Origin of the sequence: Variovorax sp. UC74_104 (assembly GCF_044055375.1) — a bacterium.
In the GTDB taxonomy this organism is placed as follows: domain Bacteria; phylum Pseudomonadota; class Gammaproteobacteria; order Burkholderiales; family Burkholderiaceae_C; genus Variovorax.
The window spans coordinates 3321880-3343693 of the sequence record NZ_CP171978.1 but is presented as its reverse complement, the minus strand read 5'-3'; the positions used below and the strand labels follow the sequence as shown (position 1 = coordinate 3343693).

Below are 21814 nucleotides of genomic sequence, written 5' to 3'. Positions count from 1 at the left end.
TGCCTCCTGCAACGCCGCGGATGCACTGATATATTGCACCGCAACATTCCACTCCAACTCCAGCGATGCTCTATCAACTCTACGAAGCCCAGCGTTCCTTGATGGAGCCGTTCTCGGACTTCGCCCAGGCGGCCTCCAAGCTCTACAGCCCCGGCGCCGTATGGGGCCAGCTGCCGATGGCCCAGCGCATGGCCGCGAGCTACGACCTGCTCTACCGCCTCGGCAAGGACTACGAGAAGCCCGAGTTCAACATCAAGTCCGTCAAGGTCGAGGGCAAGGAAGTCGTGATCCAGGAGGCCGTCGAGCTCGACAAGCCCTTCTGCGAGCTGCGCCGCTTCAAGCGCTTCACCGACGAGCCGCACATCCTCAAGACGCTCAAGAGCCAGCCCGTGGTGCTGGTCGTGGCGCCGCTGTCGGGCCACTACGCCACGCTGCTGCGCGATACCGTGCGCACCATGCTGCAGGACCACAAGGTCTACATCACCGACTGGAAGAACGCGCGCCTGGTGCCGTTGTCGGAAGGCGAGTTCCACCTGGACGACTACATCAACTACGTGCAGGAGTTCATCCGCCGCCTGCAGGCCGAATACGGCAACTGCCACGTGGTGAGCGTGTGCCAGCCGACGGTGCCCGTGCTCGCGGCCGTGTCGCTCATGGCCAGCCGCGGCGAGCCGCTGCCGCTCACCATGACCATGATGGGCGGCCCCATCGACGCTCGCAAGTCGCCCACCGCGGTGAACAACCTCGCGATGAACAAGAGCTTCGAGTGGTTCGAGAACAACGTGATCTACCGCGTGCCGCAGGGCTTCCCAGGTGAAGGCCGCCGCGTGTACCCCGGCTTCCTGCAGCACACCGGCTTCGTGGCGATGAACCCCGACCGCCACGCGAGCAGCCACTACGACTACTTCAAGGACCTGATCAAGGGCGACGACGCCAGCGCCGAGGCCCATCGCAAGTTCTACGACGAGTACAACGCCGTGCTCGACATGGACGCCGATTACTACCTCGAGACCATCCGCACCGTCTTCCAGGAGTTCGATCTCGTCAACGGCACCTGGGACGTGAAGAACCCAAAGGGCCAGGTGGAGCGCGTGCGTCCGCAGGACATCCACAGCACCGCCCTGCTCACCGTCGAGGGCGAGCTCGACGACATCTCCGGCTCTGGCCAGACCGAGGCGGCGCACAGCCTGTGCACCGGCATCGCCGACGACAAGCGCGAGCACTACGAGGTCAAGGGTGCCGGCCACTACGGCATCTTCAGCGGCCGCCGCTGGCGCGAACTGGTCTATCCGAAGATGAAGAAGTTCATCGAGGCCAACGACCAGCCGCAAAGCCGCGCCGGCAACCGTGGCGGCCTCGGCGCCGAAGACACCGTCAGGCCCGGGCGCAAGATCCCCGCTTCCGTGGCCGCCAAGAAGGCGCCCGCGAAGAAGACCGCGACCGTGGCGGCGAAGAAGCGCGCCGCCCGCTGAAGCGGCTGCGCATCGACAACGCGAAGTGAACGGACTGGCCGCACGCATCAACGACGCACTGCCTCAGACGCAGTGCACACGGTGCGGCTACCCGGATTGCGCAGGCTACGCGCAGGCCATTGCCGACGGCGAGGCCGGCATCAACCAGTGCCCGCCCGGCGGCGCCGAAGGCATTGAGCGGCTCTCCCGCATCACCGGCCGCCCCGCCCTGCCCCTCGATCCCCAGTTCGGCGCCGAAGGCCCGCGCGCCATGGCAGTGATCGACGAGGCCTGGTGCATCGGCTGCACGCTGTGCCTCGATGCCTGCCCCACCGATGCCATCGTCGGCATCAACAAGCGCATGCACACCGTGATCGAAGCCCATTGCACGGGCTGCGAGCTGTGCATTCCGGTCTGCCCGGTGGACTGCATCTCGCTCGAGGTCGAGACGCCGGGCCTCAGCGGCTGGCAGGCCTGGTCGGCCGAGCAGGCCAACAGCGCGCGCGCCCGCTACGAGGTGCACGGCAAACACCGCAACACCGACGCCCGGCTGGCAGAAGCCGCCGACGCACCCGAAGCCCCGCAAGACGCCGACGCGCGCAAGCGCTCCATCGTCGAGGCGGCACTGGCGCGTGCCCGCGCCGCCTCGCAACAGAAACGCCCTCCGGCGGCCAAGCCATGACGCTCGACACCCTGCTGATCTACGTCGTCGCCTCGCTCGCGCTGGCCCTGATTCCCGGGCCGACGATGCTGCTGGCGCTGTCCAACGGCATCGAAGGCGGCATGCGCCGCGCGAGCTGGGGCATTGCCGGGGCGTCGCTCGGCAGCATCACGCTGATCGCCGTCGTCGCGCTCGGGCTGGGTTCGCTGCTGGCGGCTTCGGAATGGCTCTTCAACGCGATCCGCGTGGCGGGCGTTGTCTACCTCGTGTGGCTGGGCATCAAGCTGTGGCGCAGCGAGGCGACCGACCTGCGCACCGCGCTGGCCAGGGCGCCGCTCGAAACGCGGCCGCACGGGCGCATCGCACTCGTGCGCAGCCTGGCGGTGGCGCTGTCGAACCCGAAGACGGTGCTGTTCTTCGCGGCCTTCCTGCCGCAGTTCGTCGACATCACGAAGCCGCAGGGCCCGCAGTACCTGCTGCTGGGCGCGGTGTTCGTCGCGCTCGACACCTGCGTGATGCTGGCCTACGCAGGCGCCGGCACGCAGGCCGTGCGGTTTCTCTCGCAGCGCGGCATCAGGATGATGAACCGCGGCTGCGCGGCCGGCATGTGGCTGCTCGCCGCTACCCTGGCCGTGTGGCGCCGTCCCGGCGCTTGAAGAGCATCAGCAGCACGCCCGCTAGCACCACAACCACGGCGTACCACTCGAAGCGCGTGACGGCTTCGTTGGCAATCCACACGCCCAGCAGCATCGCGATCACCGGGTTGACGAAGGTGTAGCTCGCGGCCAGCGCGGCCGGCGCCCTGGCCAGCAGCACCATGTAGGCGTTGAAGGCGATCAGCGAACCGAACACCACCAGATAGGCCCACGCGGCGAGCGCCATGGGCTGCGGCGGCCAGCTCATGGTCTCGCCCGAGACGGCGGCCATCCCCATCAGCACCACGCCGCCGCAGAGCATTTCGCTCGCGAAGCCCATCGCGCCGGGCGCCAGCGGCAGGCTGCGCTGGCTCAGCACGCTGCCCAGCGACCAGCAGGCTGTGGCGATGCAGATCGCCACCAGCCCCTCGGGCGACGAACGAAAGCCGCTGCCCTGCGTGAGCATCAGCACGCCGACAAGGCCGAGCGCAATGCCCGCCGCTTCCAGCTTCGACGGCTTAACACCCCAGATCAGGTTGAGCAGCGCGATCAGCAGCGGAATCACCGCGATGAACGCCACCACCAGCCCCGAGCCGATCGACACCTCGGCGTACGCCGTGCCGCCCATGCCGCCGCCCAGCATCAGCGCGCCGACAATCAGCGCGTTGCGCCACTGCGCGAGCGACGGCCACGGCGCGCCGCGCCAGCGCATCCAGGCCGCGAGCAGCACGCCCGCGAACAGGAAGCGCGAGCCCATCTGAAGGAAGGGCGGGAAGCTGATCAGCGCGTACTTGATGGCGAGGTAGGTGGAGCCCCACACCACCCATGTGGCGGCAAGGCAGAGCCACAGCAGTGGCGGCAGCCCGGGGCGCGTGGTGCCGGGTGCGGCCTGGGCGGGAGAAGCGAGAGTCGGCATGCGAGGGTGTCTCTTGTTGGTATCGAGGTGCCGGTCATGGTATGAAAGCCATCCTTCCGCAGCCATGCAGTTTTCATGGTTCTGCCCCTGCTTCACCGTCGATTTGAAGGACTTGCATGGACTTTGCCTTGAACCCCGCCCTGGACGCCCACGACACCCGCATCCTCGCCGAACTGCAGGCCGATGCGCGCCTCACCATGGCCGAACTGGGCCGCCGCGTGCACCTGAGCCAGCCGGCCGTGACCGAGCGCGTGAAGAAGCTGGAGGCGGCCGGCGTCATCAGCGGCTACCGCGCCACCGTCAACCTCGGCAAGCTGGGCTATGGCATCCGCGCCGTCATCCGCGTCGGCCGCGCCGACTACGACCTCGTCGTGAAGCTGGTGCAGGAGACGCCCGAATGCGTCAATGCCTACAACGTGACCGGCGAGGACAGCTGGATCCTCGAGATCGCGGTGATCGACGTGAGCCACCTCGACGCGGTGGTCACCAAGTTCTGCATCCTCACCGAAACGGCGACCTCGATCATCCTGAACCCCGCGCGCGAGCACCAGCCGATGCTGCCGCCCCGCAGTTCGGACGTGAAGCCGCCGATCCGGAAGGTGCTCAACGCGTAGCGGCCAACGCGCCGAAGGCCGCCACCACCTCGGGCGGCGCCTGCACCATCTCGATCAGCACGCCCTCGCCCGCGATCGGGAATTCGTCGTTCGCCTTCGGGTGCAGGAAGCAGATGTCGAAGCCGGCCGCACCCTTGCGGATGCCGCCCGGCGCGAAGCGCACGCCCTGCGCGGTGAGCCATTCGACGGCCTTGGGCAGGTCGTCGATCCACAGGCCGACGTGGTTCAGCGGCGTGGTGTGAACAGCGGGCTTCTTCTCGGGGTCGAGCGGCTGCATCAGGTCGACCTCGACCTTGAACGGCCCCGCGCCCATCGCGCAGATGTCCTCGTCGACGTTCTCGCGCTCGCTCTTGAAGGTGCCCGTGACCTCGAGCCCCAGCATGTCGACCCACAGCTTCTGCAGCCGCAGCTTGTCGGGCCCGCCGATGGCGATCTGCTGGATGCCCAGCACCTTGAAGGGACGCTCGGTGACGGCAGTCATGCGGCGCACCCTTCCGCCTGCTCCTGCACCTGGCGCGAATTCAGGCCGAGCTTGCGCAGCAGCACCGTGTCAGCCTCGACGTCGGGGTTGCCGGTGACGAGCAGCTTGTCGCCGTAGAAGATCGAGTTCGCGCCCGCCATGAAGCACAGCGCCTGCACCGCGTCGCCCATCTGCTGGCGGCCGGCCGACAGCCGCACGCGCGCGGTCGGCATCGTGATGCGCGCGACGGCGATCAGGCGCACGAAGTCGAACGGGTCGACCGGCTCCGAGTCGGCCAGCGGCGTGCCGGGCACGCGCACCAGGCTGTTGATGGGCACCGATTCCGGGTACGGATTCAGGTTGGCCAGCTGCGCGATCAGCCCCGCCCGGTGCACCGGCTGCTCGCCCATGCCGACGATGCCGCCGCAGCACACGCTGATGCCGGCGCTGCGCACGTTGGCCAGGGTGTCGAGCCGGTCCTGGTAGGTGCGGGTGTCGACCACGTCGGTGTAGTACTCGGGCGCGGTGTCGAGGTTGTGGTTGTAGTAGTCCAGGCCGGCGGCCTTGAGCTGGTGCGCGTGGTGCGGCTCCAGCATGCCAAGCGTGGCGCAGGTCTGCATGCCCAGGCCCTTCACGGCCTCGACAAGTACTGCCACCTTCTCGACGTCGCGGTCCTTCGGCGCGCGCCATGCGGCGCCCATGCAGAAGCGCGTGGCGCCGGCGTCCTTGGCGGCCTGCGCGGCGCGGACCACCTCTTCCACCTCCATGAGCTTCTGCGCCTTCACGCCGGTGTCGAACTCGGCCGACTGCGGGCAGTAGCCGCAGTTCTCGGGGCAGCCGCCGGTCTTCACCGACAGCAGAGTCGCCAGCTCGATGTCGCCTTCGGGGAAATGCTGGCGGTGCACGGTCTGCGCCTCGAACAGCAGGTCCATCAGCGGCTTGTCGAGCAGCGCCTGGATCGCCTCGACGGACCACGGGCCCTGCGGCGTCGCGACCTTGGCGGGGCGGTGCGGCGTGATCGCTTGTTGAAAGTCGTTGGCACCCATCAGTTGAACTCCAGAATGATCTGATCGACGGCGAGCGATTCGCCCTTGTTCGCCGAAATCTTGCCCACCACGCCATCCTGCGCGGCGAACAGCACGTTTTCCATCTTCATGGCCTCGATCACGGCCAGCTTCTCGCCGGCGCGCACCTGCTGCCCGGGCTGCACCGCCACCTCCACCAGCAAGCCCGGCATCGGCGACATCAGGAACTTGCTGAGGTCCGGCGGCGCCTTGTAGGGCATGAGCTCGAGCAGGCGCGCGCCCAGCGGCGACAGCACCATCGCCTCGATCTGCGTGCCGTCGTGCGACACGCGCAGCGCCAGCGGGCTCTTGCCTGCGCCGCGCTCCACCTGCGCGGTGAAGGGCCTGTCGTTGACGATGCCTTGCACGCGGATGGCGCCCAGCGCGAGGCTGCTGTCGATCTTGTAGGTCTTGCCGTTCACGGTCACCGAACTCGCGCCGGTCTTGCCGTGGAAGTCGGTCACCGAGACCGGGTGGTGCACGTGCTTGCCCTCGTGCCCCAGCTCGACCACCACAAACTGCTCGCCCACCTTCACGCCGTGCCCTTCGAGCTGCCCGCTGATGCCCGAAGCCCGCGCGCGGTAGCGGCGATGCACGTAGGCCGCCAGCGCGACCAGGAACGAGGGGTCGGCGTGCGGCACGTCCTCGGCGTGGAAGCCCTTGCCGTAGTGCTCGGCGATGAAGCCGGTGTTGAAGTCGCCCGCCACGAACTTCGGATGCGCCAGCAGCGCCGCCTGGAACGGGATGTTGCTGCTGATGCCGCGGATCACGAAGCCGTTGAGCGCCTCGCGCATGCGGGCAATGGCGTGCTGGCGGTCCTTTCCGTGCACGATGAGCTTGGCGATCATCGAGTCGTAGTACATCGGGATCTCGCCGCCCTCGTACACGCCCGTGTCCACGCGCACGCCGTTCAGGTGCTGCGTGTCGCTCGCGAACATGGTCTCGCCCGGCGGCTGGAACTTCACCAGCCTGCCGGTGGAAGGCAGGAAGTTGCGGAACGGGTCTTCGGCGTTGATGCGGCACTCGATGGCCCAGCCGTCGCGCTTCACCTGCTCCTGCGTGAGCGGCAGCTTCTCGCCGGCCGCGACGCGGATCATCAGCTCCACCAGGTCGAGGCCGGTGATGCACTCCGTGACCGGGTGCTCCACCTGCAGGCGCGTGTTCATCTCGAGGAAGTAGAAGCTCTGGTCCTTGCCGACCACGAACTCCACCGTGCCCGCGCTCTGGTACTTCACCGCCTTGGCCAGCGCCACGGCCTGCTCGCCCATCGCCTTGCGCGTGGCGTCGGAGATGAAGGGCGACGGCGCCTCCTCGATCACCTTCTGGTGGCGGCGCTGGATGGAGCATTCGCGCTCGTTCAGGTAGATGACGTTGCCGTGCGAGTCGCCCAGCACCTGGATCTCGATGTGGCGCGGCTCCTCGACGAACTTCTCGATGAACACGCGGTCGTCGCCGAAGCTGTTGCGCGCCTCGTTGCGGCAGGAGGTGAAGCCCTCGAAGGCCTCCTTGTCGTTGAAGGCCACGCGCAGGCCCTTGCCGCCGCCGCCGGCGGAGGCCTTGATCATCACCGGGTAGCCGATGTCCTTCGCAATCTCGACGGCGCGCTCCGCCGTTTCGATGGCGTCGTTCCAGCCCGGAATGGTGTTGACCTGGGCCTCGTTGGCGAGCTTCTTCGAGGCGATCTTGTCGCCCATGGCCGCGATCGAGTAGTGCTTGGGCCCGATGAAGGCAATGCCCTCTTCCTCGACCTGCCGCGCGAAGGCTTCGTTCTCCGACAGGAAGCCGTAGCCCGGGTGCACGGCCTCGGCGCCGGTCTTCTTGCAGGCCGCGATGATGCGATCGGCCTGCAGGTAGCTTTCGCGGCTCGGCGCGGCGCCGATGTGCACGGCCTCGTCGGCCAGCTCGACGTGGCGGGCCTCCTTGTCGGCGTCGGAGTAGACGGCGACCGTGAGGATGCCCATCTTCTTCGCCGTCTGAATCACGCGGCAGGCGATTTCGCCGCGGTTCGCAATCAGGATCTTCTTGAACATGTTCTTCTTCTCCGTACCGCTCACAGTGGAATATTTCCGTGCTTGCGCCACGGGTTCTCGAGCTTCTTCTCGCGCAGCATCACCAGCGAGCGGCAGATGCGCTTGCGGGTCTCGTGCGGGAGGATCACGTCGTCGATGTAGCCGCGCGCGCCCGCCACGTAGGGGTTCGCGAAGCGGGCCTTGTACTCGGCCTCGCGGGCGGCGAGCTTCTCAGGGTCGTTCTTGTCCTCGCGGAAGATGATCTCCACCGCGCCCTTGGCGCCCATCACCGCGATCTCGGCGCGCGGCCAGGCGAGGTTGACGTCGCCGCGCAGGTGCTTGGAGGCCATCACGTCGTACGCGCCGCCGTAGGCCTTGCGCGTGATGACGGTGATCTTCGGCACCGTGCACTCGGCGTACGCGTAGAGCAGCTTCGCGCCGTGCTTGATGATGCCGCCGTACTCCTGGCCCGTGCCGGGCATGAAGCCGGGCACGTCGACGAAGGTGACGACCGGGATGTTGAATGCATCGCAGAAGCGCACGAAGCGCGCGGCCTTGATGCTGCTCTTGATGTCGAGGCAGCCCGCCAGCACCAGCGGCTGGTTGGCGACGATGCCGATGGTCTGGCCTTCCATGCGTGCGAAGCCGATCACGATGTTCTTCGCGTAGTCGGGCTGCAGCTCGAAGAAGTCGCCGTCGTCCACCACTTTCAGGATGAGTTCCTTGATGTCGTAGGGCTTGTTCGGGTTGTCGGGCACCAGCGTGTCGAGCGAGTAGTCGAGCCGGTCGGCCGGGTCGCCCAGGCCGTTGTTGCCCAGGCGCACCGGCGGCTTCTCGCGGTTGTTCAGCGGCAGGTAGTTGTAGAGGCGGCGCAGCATCATCAGCGCCTCCACGTCGTTCTCGAAGGCCATGTCGGCCACGCCGCTGCGCGTGGTGTGCGTGATGGCGCCGCCGAGCTCCTCCGCGGTCACGCTCTCGTGCGTGACGGTCTTCACCACCTCGGGGCCGGTGACGAACATGTAGCTCGAATCCTTCACCATGAAGATGAAGTCGGTCATGGCGGGCGAGTACACGGCGCCGCCAGCGCAGGGGCCCATGATCATGCTGATCTGCGGCACCACGCCCGAGGCCATCACGTTGCGCTGGAACACGTCGGCATAGCCGCCGAGCGAGGCCACGCCTTCCTGGATGCGCGCGCCGCCCGAGTCGTTCAGGCCGATGACCGGTGCGCCGACCTTCATCGCCTGGTCCATCACCTTGCAGATCTTCTCGGCATGCGCTTCGCTGAGCGCGCCGCCGAAGACGGTGAAGTCCTGGCTGAACACGAAAACCAGGCGGCCGTTGATCATGCCGTAGCCGGTGACCACGCCGTCGCCGGGCACCTTCTGCTCGGCCATGCCGAAGTCGACCGAGCGGTGCTCGACGAACATGTCCCACTCTTCGAAGGTGTTGTCGTCGAGCAGCAGCTCGATGCGCTCGCGCGCCGTGAGCTTGCCCTTGGCGTGCTGCGCGTCGATGCGCTTCTGCCCGCCGCCGAGACGCGCCTGGGCGCGGCGCTTTTCGAGTTGTTCGATCAGTTCTTGCATGAGAAAAGCCTCTTTGAAAAATCAGCAGTCGTAGGTTTCGCTGTACTGGAACGACGCGCCTGGCATGGTGGCCAGGATGTCCATGAATTGCGCGATGGCACCGCAGCGTTCGCGCGGGCAGTAGGACTGCGCGTTGGAGAGCGGTCCGAACGACAGGTCGGTGAAGCCGCCGCCTTTAGCCGGCAGCACCTGCACCCATTGCGCCCGGAGTGTTTCGCCGTGGCGGCAATACACGGTGTTGTGGATGTCCGATACGCCCCAGGCATCGCCGGAGGCCGCGGACCACAGCACCAGTTGGTGGTTGGCCGCGCCATTGCCCTTCAGCAGCGCGAAGTCGGGCACGGTGAAGTGCAGCGACGGCCTGCGCAGCACGCGCTGTGCCGTGATCAGCGCGCGGATGTCCCCTGGGCTGCCGCGGTTCAGCGCCTGTTCGTGCGCAGGGCCGGCCTGCAGCCTCGCCACCGTGTGGGCCTGGCGCAGCATGGCGTCGAGCGTCACTTGTTCCTGCTGCCACGCATCGACCCACGGCGTGGCCGCGGCGATCTCGTCGTCCCAATCCAGGCACAGGATGCCGCTGGTCTTCCCCTCGGCTTCGTCGTTGCGTGGCGCGCCGTACCAGGAGACGCTCACGTTCACACCGCCCACGCGCCACCCGGCGTTCACGACGACATTCCAGGCGTTCTCTTCCTTGAAGCGCGCCGGTTGCATTTCGCCGTAATCGGGCATGCTGAGTTGCGCGACCAGTTGCGCATGCGCTCGCAGCACGAAGTCGACGTGCGACTCGCTCTCGGGCAAGTCGAGCCGGTGCCACACCTGCATCACCGGACGTCCCGGGTACGGCGCCATGAGTTGCATGCGGCTGCTGCGCAACCCCAGCACATCCACACCCGGCACGCGCCAGGCGCCCAAGCCAAGTTCCGCATCCGCAGATCGCAGACCCAGCGCCTCCAATTGCTCGAAGGTCGTGCCCCAGGCGAAGGTGCCCGCCGCGGTGTCGAAGCCGCGCGCGATGCTGTCGGCGTTCAGCCAGTCCATGCGGTTTCGTCGCCTGCGTAAAGGCCGAGCAAACGGCGTGCCGCGGTGGACGGCGCCAGCTCAAGCGCGCCAACCTGGCCCAGCAGCGCCGGCAGCTCTTCCTTCACGCGCGGGTGGTGGCGGAAGGCATGGCGCAGCCCCGCTTCGATGCGGTCCCACATCCATGACTTGGCCTGCAGTTGGCGGCGTGCCATGAGCCGGCCGTTGGCGCCCTGCAGCATGCGAAAGCGCTCGACCTGCGTCCAGAACGCCTCGACGCCCTGCCCCAGCAACGCGCTCAACTGGATGGCTTGCGGGTGCCAGAAGGTCTCGTCGTGATGGGCATGATTTGGATGGCCATGCTGGCCGAAGAGCCGCAGCGCCGAGGTAATCTGCGCCTGCGCGCGGGTGGCGGCGTCCTTGTCGATGTCGGCCTTGTTAATGACGACGAGGTCGGCCAGCTCCATCACGCCCTTCTTGATGGCCTGCAGGTCGTCGCCTGCGTTGGGCAGCTGCATGAGCACGAACATGTCGGTCATGCCGGCCACCGCGGTTTCGCTCTGGCCCACGCCGACGGTCTCGACGATCACGATGTCGTAGCCAGCGGCTTCGCACACCAGCATCGCCTCGCGCGTCTTCTCCGCCACGCCGCCGAGCGTGCCGCTCGACGGGCTGGGCCGGATGTAGGCGCGCTCGTGCACCGAGAGGCGCTCCATGCGCGTCTTGTCGCCGAGGATCGAGCCGCCCGAGACAGTGGACGACGGGTCGATGGTGAGCACCGCCACGCGATGCCCCTTGCCGATCAGCAGCAGGCCCAGCGTCTCGATGAAGGTCGACTTGCCGACGCCCGGCACGCCCGAGATGCCAAGTCGGAAGGAATTGCCCGTGCGCGGCAGCAGCGCCGTGAGCAGCTCGTCGGCCTGCGCGCGGTGGTCGTCGCGCGTCGATTCGAGCAGCGTGATCGCCTTGGCGATGGCGCGCCGCTGCGGCATGCCTTCGGTGCCGGCGATCGCGTTCTCCAGGACCTTTGCCTTGTCGCTCAGCACGCAGCCTCCGACGCCACGCGCCAGCGGTAATGCAGGTCGACGCCCTCGCCGCCCTCGAGCACGAAGCCGTGGCGCAGGTAGAAGCGGTTGGCGTCGCTCTTGACGAGCGCGGTGAGCTTGATGTCCAGCCGCTGCTCGCGCGCCTGCGACTTGGCCCATTCGAGCACCCATTCGCCGATGCCCAGGCCCTGGAAGCCGGTGCGCAGGTAGAGATGATCGAGGCGCAGCGCATCGCTGTCCTCGGGCTTGAGCGTGACGAAGCCGATGCGCTGGTCGCCGTCGAGCACGATGTGGTGCATGTACGGCACCACGAAGCCCGCGCTCAGGCGTTCGCGCGAACGCGCCACGTCGAAGCGGCCGACGCGCTCCAGGCTCGGGCGCATCGCGTCGATGCGCAGGGCCAGCATGGCCTCGAAATCGCTGGAATCCACCGGCTGCAGCGACAGCCGCGACAAGAGATCGCTCACGACGGCGCGCCTCAGGCAGTGACCGCCGCGCGAATCTGCTCCAGCACGTCCTTGGCGCTGGCGGGAATGGGTGTGCCCGGTCCGTAGATGCCCTTGACGCCGGCGTCGTAGAGGAACTCGTAGTCCTGCCGCGGAATGACGCCGCCGACGAACACGATGATGTCGTCCGCGCCCTGCTTGCGCAGCTCGTCGATGATGGCCGGCACAAGGGTCTTGTGGCCGGCCGCGAGGGTGCTGACGCCGACGGCGTGCACGTCGTTCTCGATGGCCTGGCGCGCGCATTCCTCGGGCGTCTGGAAGAGCGGGCCCATGTCCACGTCGAAGCCCAGGTCGGCGAAGGCCGTGGCGACGACCTTGGCGCCGCGGTCATGGCCGTCCTGGCCGAGCTTGGAGATCATCACGCGCGGGCGGCGGCCCTGCTCTTCGGCGAAGGCGTTGATCTCGGTCTTGAGCGTTTCCCAGCCCTCGGCGGAGTCATAGGCGGCGGCGTACACGCCGGTCACCTTCTGCGTGTCGGCGCGGTGGCGGCCGAACGATTTTTCGAGCGCATCGGAGATCTCGCCCACCGTGGCGCGCAGGCGCACCGCATCGATGCTCAGGGCCAACAGGTTGCCGGTGTTGTTCTCGGCGGCCTCGGTGAGCGCGTCGAGCGCAGCCTGCACCTTGGCGCCATCGCGCGAGGCACGGATCTTCTGCAGGCGCGCGACCTGCTGCTCGCGCACCTTCACGTTGTCGATCGAGAGGCTGTCGATCGCGTCTTCGCTCTTCAGCTTGTACTTGTTGACGCCGACGATCACGTCCTTGCCGGAGTCGATGCGCGCCTGCTTCTCGGCGGCGGCGGCCTCGATCTTGAGCTTGGCCCAGCCGCTGTCGACCGCCTTGGTCATGCCGCCCATCGCCTCGACCTCCTCGATGATGGCCCAGGCCGCGTCGGCCATGTCCTGCGTGAGCTTCTCCATCATGTAGCTGCCGGCCCAGGGGTCGATCACGTTGGTGATGTGGGTCTCTTCCTGGATGATGAGCTGCGTGTTGCGCGCGATGCGCGCGCTGAACTCGGTGGGCAGCGCGATGGCCTCGTCGAGCGCGTTGGTGTGCAGGCTCTGCGTGCCGCCGAACACCGCTGCCATCGCCTCGATGGTGGTGCGCACCACGTTGTTGTACGGGTCCTGCTCGGTGAGGCTCCAGCCGGAGGTCTGGCAGTGGGTGCGCAGCATCAGGCTCTTGGGGTTCTTCGGCTCGAACTCCTTCATGATGCGGCACCACAGCAGGCGCGCGGCGCGCATCTTGGCGACTTCGAGATAGAAGTTCATGCCGATGGCCCAGAAGAAGCTCAGGCGGCCGGCGAAGCCGTCCACATCGAGGCCCTTGGCCAGCGCGGTCTTCACGTATTCCTTGCCGTCGGCCAGCGTGAAGGCGAGCTCGAGCGCCTGGTTGGCGCCGGCTTCCTGCATGTGATAACCGCTGATCGAGATCGAGTTGAACTTGGGCATCTTCTGCGCCGTGTACTCGATGATGTCGCCGATGATCCGCATGCTCGGTGCGGGCGGGAAGATGTAGGTGTTGCGGACCATGAACTCCTTGAGGATGTCGTTCTGGATGGTTCCACTGAGCTGGTCCTGCGCCACGCCCTGCTCTTCCGCCGCGACCACGTAGCCCGCGAGCACCGGCAGCACGGCGCCGTTCATCGTCATGGACACGCTCACCTTGTCGAGCGGGATCTGGTCGAACAGGATCTTCATGTCCTCGACCGAGTCGATCGCCACGCCGGCCTTGCCGACGTCTCCGGTCACGCGCGGGTGGTCGCTGTCGTAGCCGCGGTGGGTGGCCAGGTCGAAGGCCACGCTCACGCCCTGCCCGCCGGCGGCCAGCGCCTTGCGGTAGAAGGCGTTCGATTCCTCTGCGGTGGAGAAGCCGGCGTATTGGCGGATGGTCCAGGGGCGCACCGCGTACATGGTGGCCTGCGGGCCGCGCAGGTAGGGCTCGAAGCCCGGCAGCGTGTCGGTGTACTTGAGGCCCTGCAGGTCGGCGGCGGTGTACAGCGGCTTCACCGTGATGCCGTCGGGCGTGATCCAGTTCAGCGCGCTCACGTCGCCGCCGGGTGCGGACTTGGCTGCGGCCTTGGCCCAGGCTTCGAGATCGGCTTGCTTGAAAGAGGGTTCGGGTTTGCTGCTCATGAAGGGGCCGTTCGCAGTGTCTTGCTTGCAGGGTATTCGCAAATTCGCCTGCAGGGATCTGCAAGCCGGCCGCGAGTCTAACCGATCCATAATTATTAATTCAAACACCGTTTTTGAAGTACAGTCCGGCCCATGTCCGCCGTCACCCTCACCCCCCGCGCCCTCTACGAAGAGGTCGCCGAACTGCTGCGCCAGCGGATCTTTCGCCGCGAGCTGGAGCCCGGCAGCTGGATCGACGAACTCAAGCTGGCCGAGGAATACGGCATCAGCCGCACCCCCCTGCGCGAGGCGCTGAAGGTGCTGGCCGCGGAAGGCCTGGTGACGATGAAGGTGCGCCGCGGCGCCTACGTGACCGAGGTGTCGGAGCAGGATTTGGCCGACGTCTACCACCTGCTCTCTCTGCTGGAGAGCGACGCCGCCGGCGTGGTGGCCGAGCGCGCCACCGACGCCCAGCGCGCCGAGCTGAAGGCGCTGCATGCCGAACTTGAGGCCGCAGCCTCGCCGGAGGACCGGGAACATTTCTTCGCCGTGAACGAGCGCTTCCACATGCGCCTGCTGGCCATCGCCAACAACAAGTGGCGCGACCAGATGGTGGCCGACCTGCGCAAGGTGATGAAGCTCAACCGGCACAACTCGCTGCTCAAGGCGGGCCGCATCGGCGAATCGCTGGCCGAGCACCGCTCGGTGATGGCAGCCATCGAGGCGCGCGACGCGGAAGCCGCCATGGCCCGGATGCGCGAGCACTTCCAGAACGGGCTGGAAGCCGCGAACTGAGACCGCCCCCAGGCTTCGCGCACTTCGTGTCGCTTCGCCAACCCCCTCGCGGGGGCGATACCTGCGGCCCGGCAAAGCCGGTTCCCGCGGTATCCCGCGAATCCTCGGGTCGCTTCGCATCCCCGGGAAGGAAATCAGTCCAGGCGGAGGGTGCCGGTTTCGTTGGCCAGGCGCTGGGCGGTTTCGAGGAGCAGCGGAGCTATGCGCCCCACCATGGCTTCCTTGGGCAGCAGGTAGGCGGGGCCGCCGCAGCTCACCGAATAGCGCTCGCCGCGCGGGCCTTCCAGGGCGAAGCCGATGGCGTGGATGTGCGGGTTCCATTCGCCGAAGGAGCCGCAGTAGCCCAGCGCGTCGTACTCGTCCAGGCTCGAGATCAGGCCCGGCTCGATGGCGCCCCAGCTTTCTCCGCTCTCGGCCCGGATCTGCGCCAGCAGTTCGGACTGCTCCACCTCGGGCAGCGCCGCGAGGTAGGCACGCCCTGCGGCCGAGGTGGCGATGGTCATGCGCGTGCCCACCTCGATGCGCGAGCTGATGACCACCGAGCGGGGCCGCAGCGAATCGATGACGAGCATGTCGAGTTCGTCGCGCACGCCCAGGTGCACGCTCACGCCAGCCGCCTCGGACAGCGCCGCCAGGTGCGGCCGCGCCACGGTCCGAAGGTCGAAATGGCGCAGGTAGCGGCTGCTCATGTCCAGCAGCGCCGGACCGAGGCTGAAGCGCTCGCTGTCCTGGGACTGTCGTAAATACCCCGCACTCACCAGCGTGGCGGTGAGCCTCGATACCGTGGCCTTGGGGATGCCGGTGGTGTCTGCCAGTTCGCGATTGCCTATGGGAGCCGATGCCATTCCGATGACTCTGAGGAGGGCGAGCCCTCTGGCGAGTGCACTTACTTCTTCTTTGCCGCCAATCGCGTCACTCATGTATCCAAACCTTTTTATGTCCCTGATGCTCCTCATTCTTCAGCAAAAAACGGTTGACGCGCCACTAATCGTGAAGTAGCAATTTCGGAACAGTGTTTCAGGCGAGCGCCGACGGAGCCGCGCCCGGTCGGCGTCGGCCCGTGAAAAAGCAGGAAGTCGCGCGAAAAGAGGAAAAAGGTTCAGGCAGCCTGGACGGCTGGCTCGCGAGCCAGCGCCATGACTTCGTGCGCCGGCAGGGTCTTGAGCCGGTGGTCGCTCCAGACCTGCCGCCAGCGGCGCGCTCCCGGCAGGCCGTTGCGCAGGCCCAGCATGTGGCGCGCGATCGGCCACCAGTGCGTGCCGTGCTCGGCCGCCTCGCGAGCCATGTAGTCGCACATGAGCGACTCGACCTCTTCGCGCGTCAGCGTCTGCTCGCCAGCGCCGAAGAACTCGGCGTCCCATTCGGCGAGCCACCAGGGGTTGTGGTACGCCTCGCGCCCCACCATCACGCCGTCGAGCAGCCGCAGATGCTCGTGCACCTGCGCGTTGACGGTGATGCCGCCGTTGATGGCGATGTGCAGGTCGGGAAACTCGTGCTTCAGCCGGTGCACGAGTTCATAGCGCAGCGGCGGGATCTCGCGGTTCTGCTTCGGGCTCAGGCCCTGCAGCCAGGCGTTGCGCGCATGCACGATGAAAGTGTTGCAGCCGGCCTCGCTCACCTTGCCGACGAAGTCGCGCACGAACTCGTAGCTCTCGATCTTGTCGATGCCGATGCGGTGCTTGACCGTCACCGGGATGCCGACCACGTCGACCATCGCCTTCACGCAATCGGCCACCAGCTGCGGCTCGTTCATGAGGCAGGCGCCGAAGGCACCGCGCTGCACCCGCTCGCTGGGGCAGCCGCAGTTCAGGTTGATCTCGTCGTAGCCCCATTCCTCGCCGAGCTTCGCGCAATGCGCCAGGTCGGCCGGCTCGCTGCCGCCGAGTTGCAGCGCGACAGGGTGCTCCTCGGCGTTGAAGCGCAGGTGGCGCGGCACGTCGCCATGCATCAGCGCGCCGGTCGTGACCATCTCGGTATAGAGCAGCGCACGACGCGACAGCAGGCGATGAAAGTACCGACAAAACCTGTCAGTCCAGTCCATCATGGGTGCAACGGAGACGACCTTCTCTTCCAAAACGCGGGATTCCTGTGGCTGTGATCGCCAGCCCCGACGCCGGGCCGGCAAGCCCGCTAGTTTCTCACGCGGCCCTTTCCATGCGCTCCCGGCCGGCCATGTAGTTGCCCGGCGTCACGCCGAAGCAGCGGCGGAACCAGCGCGAGAAGTGCGCCTGGTCGACGAAACCGCACTGCGCCGCCACCTCCGCCGCCGCGTGGCCGTCGCGCAGCAGCGCCTTGGCCCGCCCGATGCGCGCGAGCCGCGCATAGTGGGCCGGCGTCATGCCCACGGCCACGCGGAAAAGGCGATGGAAGTGCTCCCGCGACACCCCCAGCCGCCGCGCCAGCCCGGCCGGATCGATCTGGCAGGCATCCTCCGTCGCCAGCGCCTCGCAGACAGCCTCCACGCGCGCGTCGCCCATGTGGCGCTCGACCGGCACGAGTTCGCCATCGGCCTGCGCGCGAAGAATCTCTTCCAGCAAGCGGCCGACCTGCGCGCCGTCTTCCGCCTGCGCGGCGGATGCCAGCGCCTCGGCATGTCCGCGTCGCGCCACACGCCCTGCCCCAGCGTGCCTCGCAGGCCGGGCGGCCACCCCAGGCGCCCGCTCGCCCAGGCGTGCGGCACGTAGAGCATCACCATCCGAAAGCCCTGCGCGCTGACGCCGGCCGTATGCAGCATGAAGGGCGCCATCAGCACGATGTCGCCGGCCTGCGCCACCTGCCGCTCTCCGGCGCAGGTGAACTCGCAGCGGCCTTCCAGGATAGCGCCCACGCTCCACTCCGCGTGCCAGTGCAGCTCGAAGCGTGCCTTGGGATCGGCTGCGAACATGGCCTCGATCTGCGTGCCGCCTTCCATCGGCAGGCCGATCACGTGCGAGGCGGGTGGGCTTGCGGGCAGGTTGCGGCTCATCCCGCAAAGGGTAGCGCGGCCGGCGGCGTCACGCCGCGATGGCACCGCGCACGGTGAGGCCCATCCAGCCGGCGCTCGCGCCCGTGGCCTCCACCGGGCCGAGCGATGCCAGTTCCTCGACCGGATGCTCGTGGAATTTCAATGTCGCGCTGCCAGCGGTCCAGCCCGGCTCGACGCGGTCGATGATGTCGGCGCGCAAGTAGCGCGGCCGCGCCGCGATGCCCGGCTGCGTCAGGTCGGGCCAGCCGATGGCGCCCACGGTCGGCGCGGAAAGAAAACCCAGCCGCCCCGCCTTCTCGCCCGACAGCGTGACCGAGGCATCCACCAGGCGCCGCTCCTTCACGCTGAGGCTTGCGCCGAGACGGCTTCCCGCGGCAAGCGGCGCCGCCGCCGGATGGATCAGCGGCATGCTGCGCGTGAGCCAGGTCTGCCCGATCTTCTTGGGCCAGCCCTGCAGCCAGCCGCGCAGCAGCGAGATGTCCTGGTCGACGTAGATCAGCGGGCAATGGAAGAAGCGCGCATCGCCTGCACCGTCCTTCGGCGCGAACTCGAGCACCACGATGGTCTCGCGGTACTGCGCATACACCGGGTCTAGCAGCTCGCGACCGTCGTCGCCGCAGTACTGCCAGTCCGCGAAATGGACGCAGCCCTTGCCGGTGGCCGTTCCCAGTTCGGCCGGCACCAGCGCGGCGCCGCACGCGGCATCGAAGTCGAAGGCGATGTTGACGAGCCAGCCCGCGTAGTGCCAGGGCGGAGCCTGCACCAGCGCGCTGCGGCCGGAGGATGTGAAAGGAGGCGTAAAAGATTGCGGCATGACGATGCGCTGCGGGCGAGGCCGTTGTTGAAGACCGCCGCACGATATGGCCGTGCGCGCCACCACGTCTTGTACGCCAGTGATCCCGATCCCTCGTCCCGCAGCACTTTCCGTTCCTTCCCTTTCTTTTTCTTCTCCCGCGCAGGGTTCTACGGCAGATGAAGGCGTTGTCCGACTCGACACGCCGCGCCGGCAGGGACAATGCCCCGGTCGGCCCGAGACAAGCCGGCAAGAGAGCAAAGACAGAACAGAACGAGAAGCACCGACTGCGAACAATGACCCGTATCTACCTGATAGAAGACAACCCCCTGATCGCCACCACATTGACCGACGGCCTGCAGGAATTCGCCGACTGCGACGTGATCGGCACCGCCGCCACCTCGGGCAGCGCCATCGACTGGCTCAGGCAGAACCCGCAGGAATGGGACGCGGCGGTCATCGACATCTTCCTGGCCGAGGGCAACGGTCTCACCGTGGCGCAATACCTGCAGGAACACAAGTCGCCCGCACAACGCACCGTGGTGCTGATGAACCACGCGACTTCCGAAGTGCGCGAGGGTGCGCTCTCGGCGGGCGTGGATGCGGTGTTCGACAAGTCGCTGGAGCTCGAGGCCTTCTACGACTTCTGCAAGAAGCTGAACATCTCGCCGCGGCGCTGAGCACCGCAGCCCCGGCCAGTCAATCCCCCAACACGCCCGTCACACGCTGTTCGACCAGGTCGCTGGCACGGCTCAGATGCTGGCGCATGTGCTCGGCGGCGGTTTCGAGATCGCCGAGTTCAACCGCATCGAGGATCGCGAGGTGCTCATGGCAGGACTTGTGCAGCAGGTCGATGTTCACCAGCGGGTAGTCCGAGAGGTCGGACATGCGCCGCAGCCGGTTCTGCTGCTGCACCGCATCGAGAAAGAAGCGGTTGCCCGAAGCGCTGGCCAGCAGTTCGTGGAACTGCGCGTTGGCCTCGAAGAAATCCATCCATGAATAACGCGACGCCTGCGCGAGCAGCCCCTGCTGGCGCTCGCGGCAGGCGCGCAGCCGCTGCAGGTCAACCCGGAAGCCCGGCTCGCGCAGCCCGGCGCATTCGACGGTCAGGCGAAACCGGTAGCTCTCGCGCTCGCTCTCGACCGAATCCAGCGTCTCGGTGAATTCCCAGCGCTGGTAGTGGCGACCGCGCAGCACGCCGTCTTGTAGCAGCGTGGTGAGCACGGTGCGCAACAGCGGCCGGGGCACGGCATAGGCCTGCGCCAGTTCCAGTTCGTTGACTCGCGTGGGCAGCTTGCCGGAGAGACGGTCGCGCAGCAGGCGGTAATAGAGTGTCTTTTCCTCGTCCTCGGGCATCTCGCGCCGGGCCCGCGCCAATGCGTTGCGATCGGCGAGCAGGGTGTAGCCGCGGTTCGGCGTGTGCGCCAGCAGCGCCCGTTCATGCAGGAAGCGCAGCGCCGCGCGCACCGGGGTGCGGGAGATGCCCAGCCGGCCGGCGAGTTCGGATTCGGTGAGGTGATGGCCGCTCTCGTAGCCGCCGGCCAGCGCCTGGTCGAGCACATAGCGGCTCACGCGCTGGACGAGCGGAGCGGCGGTCGTGGGCGATGCGGTGGGTCGGTCGTCCGTCTGGGATGCCATCCAGGGTCTCCGGAATCGCGGGGTGGAAATTCAGGCGCCGATCATCGCCCGGCTTTTGTATTTTTGCCCTGAAAAAACCATGTATATCCCGCGCCAAAAATACAATTCGAGTTTCAAGATCGGCCCCACGACGACCCAGGAGCCGGGTCGCTTTCCCAACGGAGAACTATCTCGTGGCCCTTGCCGACACCCTCGCCTCCCCCGCGTCGCTCGACGCGTTCTGGATGCCCTTCACCCCCAACCGCAAGTTCAAGCAATCGCCGCGCCTCATCGTCGGCGGCGAAGGCCTTCATTACGACCTGGCCGACGGCCGCCGCGTGCTCGACGCGATCGCGGGCCTGTGGTGCGTGAACGCCGGGCACCGCCACCCGCGCATCAGCGCCGCGATGAAGGCGCAGATCGACGTGCTCGACTACGCCTCGAACTTCCAGATCGGCCACCCGGGCGCCTTCGTGCTCGCGCAGCGCCTGGCCGAGATGGCGCCGGCCGGCATGAACCACGTGTTCTTCACCAACTCGGGCTCCGAGTCGGTCGACACGGCGCTGAAGATCGCGCTGGCCTACCACCGCGCGAGGGGCGACGCGGGCCGCTACCGGCTTATCGGCCGCGAGCGCGCCTATCACGGCGTGGGCTTCGGCGGCATCTCGGTGGGCGGCATCGGCCGCCAGCGCAGCACCTTCGGGCCGCTGCTCAACGGCGTGGACCACCTGCCGCACACGCTCGACCTGGCGCGCAACGCCTTCTCGCGCGGCGAGCCGGCGCACGGCATCGAGAAGGCCGACGCGCTGGAGGCCCTGATCGCGCTGCATGACGCATCGACCGTCGCGGCCGTGATCGTCGAGCCGGTGGCCGGCTCCACCGGCGTGCTGCCGCCGCCGCGCGGCTACCTCAAGCGCCTGCGCGAGATCTGCGACAAGCACGGCATCCTGCTGATCTTCGACGAGGTCATCACCGGCTTCGGCCGCCTGGGCACCAACTTCGCGGCCGATCTGTTCGGCGTGACGCCCGACCTCATCACCACCGCCAAGGGCCTGACCAACGGCGCGGTGCCCATGGGCGCGGTACTGCTGCGCGACGAAGTGCACGACGCCTTCATGCAAGGCAGCGTGAGCGGCATCGAGCTTTCGCACGGCTACACCTACTCGGGCCATCCGCTGGCCTGCGCCGCGGCGATGGCCACGCTCGACGCCTACACGCAGGACGGCCTGATCGCACAGGCGGCGGCCACCGCGCCCTACTTCGAGGAATGCCTGCACGCCCTGCGCGGTCTGCCGGGCGTGATCGACGTGCGCAACGTCGGCCTGCTGGCCGGCATCGAACTGCAGCCCTGGGTCGAGGGCGCGGGCACCCACGCGCAGGCGGTGGCCCAGCATTGCGTGGATCAGGGCGGCGTGCTGGTGCGCTCGGTGGGCGACACCATCGCGCTGTCGCCGCCCTTCACGCTGGAGCGCCGGCACGTCGACCAGATCGTCGACAGCCTGCGCGCCGCCATCGCGCAAACCGCCCGTCCCACCGACGCCGCAGCCTGAACACACACGAAAGCACCA

The 21814-nt window shown here is 67.6% G+C and carries 21 protein-coding genes and 1 pseudogene; 7 read left to right on the top strand and 15 right to left on the bottom strand.

What is annotated here, in order from left to right; translation table 11 throughout:
• Nucleotides 1-65: 65 nt before the first annotated feature.
• Genes ACHMXA_RS15570 through ACHMXA_RS15560 form a run of 3 tightly spaced genes read left to right on the top strand, consistent with a single transcriptional unit; the run spans nt 66 to nt 2768 of the window.
• A complete protein-coding gene (locus tag ACHMXA_RS15570; protein ID WP_176667549.1) occupies nt 66-1472 on the top strand; it encodes a polyhydroxyalkanoate depolymerase in 1407 nt (468 codons plus the stop codon).
• Between the two features lie 25 nt (nt 1473-1497).
• Nucleotides 1498-2133, top strand: coding sequence for an RnfABCDGE type electron transport complex subunit B (locus ACHMXA_RS15565; protein WP_176667548.1), 636 nt, complete (start codon nt 1498-1500; stop codon nt 2131-2133).
• Nucleotides 2130-2768, top strand: coding sequence for a LysE family translocator (locus ACHMXA_RS15560; protein ID WP_176667547.1), 639 nt, complete (start codon nt 2130-2132; stop codon nt 2766-2768). Before ACHMXA_RS15565 ends, ACHMXA_RS15560 begins: the two co-directional genes overlap by 4 nt.
• On the opposite strand, the gene yedA is transcribed toward ACHMXA_RS15560, so the two are convergent.
• The gene (gene yedA, locus ACHMXA_RS15555) at nt 2734-3663 is read right to left on the bottom strand and encodes a drug/metabolite exporter YedA (protein WP_176667546.1); all 930 of its coding nucleotides are present in this window, start codon (nt 3661-3663) and stop codon (nt 2734-2736) included. The two genes, ACHMXA_RS15560 and yedA, sit on opposite strands and share 35 nt — an antisense overlap.
• Before the next feature lie 116 nt (nt 3664-3779).
• Between yedA and ACHMXA_RS15550 the strand changes: the two genes are divergently transcribed.
• Nucleotides 3780-4277 (top strand): Lrp/AsnC family transcriptional regulator, encoded by a 498-nt coding sequence (locus tag ACHMXA_RS15550; RefSeq protein ID WP_176667545.1) that lies wholly within the window; start codon nt 3780-3782, stop codon nt 4275-4277.
• Here the strand turns inward: ACHMXA_RS15550 and ACHMXA_RS15545 are convergent.
• From ACHMXA_RS15545 to scpA, 8 genes are read right to left on the bottom strand one after another with little or no spacing between them, the layout of a single operon-like run.
• On the bottom strand, nt 4267-4758 hold the full coding sequence (locus ACHMXA_RS15545) for a VOC family protein (RefSeq protein WP_176667544.1): 492 nt from the start codon (nt 4756-4758) through the stop codon (nt 4267-4269). The genes ACHMXA_RS15550 and ACHMXA_RS15545 overlap by 11 nt on opposite strands.
• Nucleotides 4755-5783: a biotin synthase BioB gene (gene bioB, locus ACHMXA_RS15540; protein WP_395315749.1), complete on the bottom strand. Its 1029-nt coding sequence runs from the start codon at nt 5781-5783 to the stop codon at nt 4755-4757. The genes ACHMXA_RS15545 and bioB overlap by 4 nt, the downstream gene beginning before the upstream one ends.
• Entirely contained in the window at nt 5783-7831 is a 2049-nt protein-coding gene (gene accC, locus ACHMXA_RS15535) for an acetyl-CoA carboxylase biotin carboxylase subunit (RefSeq protein ID WP_176667542.1), read from the bottom strand. Before accC ends, bioB begins: the two co-directional genes overlap by 1 nt.
• Before the next feature lie 20 nt (nt 7832-7851).
• The gene (locus ACHMXA_RS15530; RefSeq protein ID WP_019653176.1) at nt 7852-9396 is read right to left on the bottom strand and encodes an acyl-CoA carboxylase subunit beta; all 1545 of its coding nucleotides are present in this window, start codon (nt 9394-9396) and stop codon (nt 7852-7854) included.
• A gap of 21 nt (nt 9397-9417) precedes the next feature.
• Entirely contained in the window at nt 9418-10431 is a 1014-nt protein-coding gene (locus tag ACHMXA_RS15525; protein WP_395315748.1) for a hypothetical protein, read from the bottom strand.
• Nucleotides 10419-11402 carry a methylmalonyl Co-A mutase-associated GTPase MeaB gene (gene meaB / locus ACHMXA_RS15520; protein WP_176667616.1) on the bottom strand — a complete coding sequence of 328 codons (984 nt, stop codon included), beginning with the start codon at nt 11400-11402 and terminating at the stop codon, nt 10419-10421. The genes ACHMXA_RS15525 and meaB overlap by 13 nt, the downstream gene beginning before the upstream one ends.
• Nucleotides 11403-11449: 47 nt before the next feature.
• The gene (locus ACHMXA_RS15515; RefSeq protein WP_019653178.1) at nt 11450-11923 is read right to left on the bottom strand and encodes a GNAT family N-acetyltransferase; all 474 of its coding nucleotides are present in this window, start codon (nt 11921-11923) and stop codon (nt 11450-11452) included.
• Between the two features lie 11 nt (nt 11924-11934).
• Nucleotides 11935-14097, bottom strand: coding sequence for a methylmalonyl-CoA mutase (scpA, locus tag ACHMXA_RS15510; protein WP_176667540.1), 2163 nt, complete (start codon nt 14095-14097; stop codon nt 11935-11937).
• Nucleotides 14098-14229: 132 nt separating this feature from the next.
• Between scpA and ACHMXA_RS15505 the strand changes: the two genes are divergently transcribed.
• Nucleotides 14230-14871, top strand: coding sequence for a GntR family transcriptional regulator (locus ACHMXA_RS15505; RefSeq protein WP_176667539.1), 642 nt, complete (start codon nt 14230-14232; stop codon nt 14869-14871).
• A 134-nt stretch (nt 14872-15005) separates the two neighbouring features.
• On the opposite strand, the gene ACHMXA_RS15500 is transcribed toward ACHMXA_RS15505, so the two are convergent.
• From ACHMXA_RS15500 to ACHMXA_RS15480, 5 genes and pseudogenes are all read right to left on the bottom strand, one after another.
• Nucleotides 15006-15791 (bottom strand): IclR family transcriptional regulator, encoded by a 786-nt coding sequence (locus ACHMXA_RS15500; protein WP_176667538.1) that lies wholly within the window; start codon nt 15789-15791, stop codon nt 15006-15008.
• Between the two features lie 179 nt (nt 15792-15970).
• On the bottom strand, nt 15971-16996 hold the full coding sequence (dusA, locus tag ACHMXA_RS15495) for a tRNA dihydrouridine(20/20a) synthase DusA (RefSeq protein ID WP_256099163.1): 1026 nt from the start codon (nt 16994-16996) through the stop codon (nt 15971-15973).
• A 13-nt stretch (nt 16997-17009) separates the two neighbouring features.
• A complete protein-coding gene (locus tag ACHMXA_RS15490) occupies nt 17010-17480 on the bottom strand; it encodes a helix-turn-helix transcriptional regulator (protein ID WP_395315747.1) in 471 nt (156 codons plus the stop codon).
• Nucleotides 17481-17506: 26 nt separating this feature from the next.
• Nucleotides 17507-17755: pseudogene (locus ACHMXA_RS15485) on the bottom strand (AraC family ligand binding domain-containing protein); the annotation flags it as partial.
• Nucleotides 17756-17864: 109 nt separating this feature from the next.
• Entirely contained in the window at nt 17865-18650 is a 786-nt protein-coding gene (locus ACHMXA_RS15480) for an acetoacetate decarboxylase family protein (protein ID WP_176667535.1), read from the bottom strand.
• Nucleotides 18651-18925: 275 nt separating this feature from the next.
• Between ACHMXA_RS15480 and ACHMXA_RS15475 the strand changes: the two genes are divergently transcribed.
• Nucleotides 18926-19309, top strand: a complete 384-nt coding sequence (locus tag ACHMXA_RS15475; protein ID WP_176667534.1) for a response regulator — start codon at nt 18926-18928, stop codon at nt 19307-19309.
• A gap of 19 nt (nt 19310-19328) precedes the next feature.
• Here ACHMXA_RS15475 and ACHMXA_RS15470 read toward each other — a convergent pair whose 3' ends face one another.
• Nucleotides 19329-20267, bottom strand: coding sequence for a GntR family transcriptional regulator (locus ACHMXA_RS15470; RefSeq protein WP_176667533.1), 939 nt, complete (start codon nt 20265-20267; stop codon nt 19329-19331).
• Between the two features lie 173 nt (nt 20268-20440).
• On the opposite strand from ACHMXA_RS15470, the gene ACHMXA_RS15465 reads away from it, so the two are divergent.
• A complete protein-coding gene (locus tag ACHMXA_RS15465; protein ID WP_176667532.1) occupies nt 20441-21796 on the top strand; it encodes an aspartate aminotransferase family protein in 1356 nt (451 codons plus the stop codon).
• Nucleotides 21797-21814 lie beyond the last annotated feature (18 nt).

What these genes read in the sequence shown, in the direction of transcription:
- ACHMXA_RS15570 (WP_176667549.1), top strand. Translation starts at nt 66, where the DNA reads ATGCTCTATCAACTCTACGAAGCCCAGCGTTCCTTGATGGAGCCGTTC.
- ACHMXA_RS15560 (WP_176667547.1), top strand. Translation starts at nt 2,130, where the DNA reads ATGACGCTCGACACCCTGCTGATCTACGTCGTCGCCTCGCTCGCGCTG.
- yedA (WP_176667546.1), bottom strand. Translation starts at nt 3,663, where the DNA reads ATGCCGACTCTCGCTTCTCCCGCCCAGGCCGCACCCGGCACCACGCGC.
- ACHMXA_RS15550 (WP_176667545.1), top strand. Translation starts at nt 3,780, where the DNA reads ATGGACTTTGCCTTGAACCCCGCCCTGGACGCCCACGACACCCGCATC.
- ACHMXA_RS15545 (WP_176667544.1), bottom strand. Translation starts at nt 4,758, where the DNA reads ATGACTGCCGTCACCGAGCGTCCCTTCAAGGTGCTGGGCATCCAGCAG.
- bioB (WP_395315749.1), bottom strand. Translation starts at nt 5,783, where the DNA reads ATGGGTGCCAACGACTTTCAACAAGCGATCACGCCGCACCGCCCCGCC.
- accC (WP_176667542.1), bottom strand. Translation starts at nt 7,831, where the DNA reads ATGTTCAAGAAGATCCTGATTGCGAACCGCGGCGAAATCGCCTGCCGC.
- ACHMXA_RS15530 (WP_019653176.1), bottom strand. Translation starts at nt 9,396, where the DNA reads ATGCAAGAACTGATCGAACAACTCGAAAAGCGCCGCGCCCAGGCGCGT.
- ACHMXA_RS15525 (WP_395315748.1), bottom strand. Translation starts at nt 10,431, where the DNA reads ATGGACTGGCTGAACGCCGACAGCATCGCGCGCGGCTTCGACACCGCG.
- meaB (WP_176667616.1), bottom strand. Translation starts at nt 11,402, where the DNA reads ATGCCGCAGCGGCGCGCCATCGCCAAGGCGATCACGCTGCTCGAATCG.
- scpA (WP_176667540.1), bottom strand. Translation starts at nt 14,097, where the DNA reads ATGAGCAGCAAACCCGAACCCTCTTTCAAGCAAGCCGATCTCGAAGCC.
- ACHMXA_RS15505 (WP_176667539.1), top strand. Translation starts at nt 14,230, where the DNA reads ATGTCCGCCGTCACCCTCACCCCCCGCGCCCTCTACGAAGAGGTCGCC.
- ACHMXA_RS15500 (WP_176667538.1), bottom strand. Translation starts at nt 15,791, where the DNA reads ATGAGTGACGCGATTGGCGGCAAAGAAGAAGTAAGTGCACTCGCCAGA.
- ACHMXA_RS15480 (WP_176667535.1), bottom strand. Translation starts at nt 18,650, where the DNA reads ATGCCGCAATCTTTTACGCCTCCTTTCACATCCTCCGGCCGCAGCGCG.
- ACHMXA_RS15475 (WP_176667534.1), top strand. Translation starts at nt 18,926, where the DNA reads ATGACCCGTATCTACCTGATAGAAGACAACCCCCTGATCGCCACCACA.
- ACHMXA_RS15470 (WP_176667533.1), bottom strand. Translation starts at nt 20,267, where the DNA reads ATGGCATCCCAGACGGACGACCGACCCACCGCATCGCCCACGACCGCC.